General features: G+C 64.2%; 3 protein-coding genes. 2 read left to right on the top strand and 1 reads right to left on the bottom strand.

Translation table 11 applies throughout. The features are described 5' to 3' along the window. Nucleotides 1-163 precede the first annotated feature (163 nt). The gene (gene gloA / locus QMX88_RS29255; RefSeq protein WP_044342709.1) at nucleotides 164-547 is read left to right on the top strand and encodes a lactoylglutathione lyase; all 384 of its coding nucleotides are present in this window, start codon (nucleotides 164-166) and stop codon (nucleotides 545-547) included. A gap of 37 nt (nucleotides 548-584) precedes the next feature. Next, a complete protein-coding gene (locus tag QMX88_RS29260) occupies nucleotides 585-1,052 on the top strand; it encodes an alpha/beta fold hydrolase (RefSeq protein WP_104685793.1) in 468 nt (155 codons plus the stop codon). Nucleotides 1,053-1,055: 3 nt separating this feature from the next. Here the strand turns inward: QMX88_RS29260 and QMX88_RS29265 are convergent. Beyond that, nucleotides 1,056-1,379: transposase (locus QMX88_RS29265; RefSeq protein ID WP_442969509.1), on the bottom strand; the 324-nt coding region annotated here is incomplete at its 5' end.

Below are 1,379 nucleotides of genomic sequence, written 5' to 3' on the forward strand. Positions count from 1 at the left end.
CTGAAGCCAGCGCTAAGCAGCGGGGGCACCCGCTGAGCGGGGGGGCGCCGGACGACCTCTCAAGGCGGCGCCGCCGGCACAGACCGACGGCGCCGCTTCTTCAAGGAGCACAGACGTGACACCCGAAGTTGAGGCAGCACTGCCGCGCCGCCTTCTGCACACCATGCTGCGCGTGGGCGACCTGGATCGCTCCCTGCGCTTCTACACCGAGGTTTTCGGTATGGACGTGTTGCGCCGCGAGGACTACCCGGACGGCCAGTTCACGCTCGCCTTTCTGGGCTACGGCAGTGAGGCCGATCACAGCGTGATCGAGCTCACCCACAACTGGGGTCGCAGCGAATACGAGCGTGGAAACGCCTACGGTCATATCGCCTTGGCCGTGGATGACGTGTATGCCGCCGTAGAGCGCTTGAAGCAGCTCGGCGCGAGCGTCAGCCGGCCCGCCGGTCCACTGAGCAGCCGCCCAGCGGATGGCAGCGAGCCCGACGTGATTGCTTTCGTCGACGACCCCGACGGCTACCGAATCGAGTTGATCCAACGCCGCTGAATCCAACGCGGCACCCACACTTTTTTAAGGAACCAGCATGAATTCATTCGACACGTTCAACTGGCTTCGCTCTGCGCGTCGCCTTCTTAGCGCCGGACTGGTCGCAACGACCATCGGTCTTGGCCTGGGCGCATCGCTCGCCTCGCACGCTGCACCCACAGCGGCTCCAGCAGCCGCTGCAGCAAGCACGCCGGTCGCATACCGTTATGCTGTCGTCGACGGCGTGCGCGTCTTCTACCGCGAGGCCGGACCCGCCGAAGGCCCGCAGGTGCTGCTGCTCATGGGCTTCGGTGGCTCGTCATACATGTTCCGCGATCTCATCCCGAAGCTTGCGGCCGCCAACTATCACGTCATCGCGCCCGACCTTCCGGGGTTCGGCCTCACCGAAGTGCCGCCGGCGCGCAACTACCGCTATCGCTTCGAGAACATCGCCAACACGATGGAAGCCTTTACCGAAGCGGTGAAGTTGGGGTTTGGGGAGCAATGGAACCAAAAACCAACGTAAGCCCTACCAACGCTTTTCGGTGTCTTCTTCCCAGGCGCCCATCTCGACAAAACAGTTGCGCATGTCGGCCTCCTGGCTGATCTCGGTCAGCAGGTCATGCACGCTCTTGTCCAGCTCATCGTCGCTCCGATACGGAATGGTCAACTCATAGTGGCCGGCATCCAGCCGCTTCATGCCATAGGGCTCCAGGCAGTAGCGCTCAATGTTCTCCGTGGCCCGCTTCCGGCCGCGCACGAACTTGCTGTTATTCACCACCGCGAGGCGCAGGGTGACGGTGGCCACCCGCTCGGCGGCGGGCGGCTCTGCCGGCGACGCGGCCGAAGGCTG

Origin of the sequence: Pseudomonas sp. PS02290, from assembly GCF_029960075.1 — a bacterium.
GTDB lineage: Bacteria > Pseudomonadota > Gammaproteobacteria > Pseudomonadales > Pseudomonadaceae > Aquipseudomonas.